Origin of the sequence: Pseudomonas sp. Lb2C2 (genome assembly GCF_052112205.1) — a bacterium.
Lineage (GTDB): Bacteria > Pseudomonadota > Gammaproteobacteria > Pseudomonadales > Pseudomonadaceae > Aquipseudomonas > Aquipseudomonas kilonensis.
In genome coordinates this window covers 1-348 of the sequence record NZ_JAUTYW010000030.1, presented here as the reverse complement: position 1 = coordinate 348, position 348 = coordinate 1, and the positions used below count along the sequence as shown (strand labels likewise).

The window sequence follows — 348 nt, the reverse complement described above, 5'->3', positions numbered from 1 at the left end:
CACCGCGACGCTGACCGATGCCAATGGCAACCCAGTCACCGCGCAAAATGGTCCGGTCACTGTCACGCTCGACAGCGGCAAGACCATCACCATCGCCGCGGGCGCAAGCTCGGGTGTATTGGATGTCGCGGTTGGCAACGATGTTTACCAAGGTCCGACCACCGTCACCGAAAGCATCAGTACTGCCTCCGGCGGCAACCTGGAAGCCATCGCACCGAACACCGCGCCGGTCAGCACCATCGTCAGCGACGTCAACGACACCACCACGGTGACCTTGACCGCGACACCGACTGTGAACGAAAACGGCACCATCACTTACACCGCCACGCTGACCGATGCCAACGGCAA

General features: G+C 61.8%; 1 protein-coding gene. It reads left to right on the top strand.

Going from position 1 to position 348, the window contains the following annotated elements:
* On the top strand, positions 1 to 348 hold a 348-nt coding region (locus tag Q7F16_RS30120), incomplete at both ends, for an immunoglobulin-like domain-containing protein (protein ID WP_409557485.1).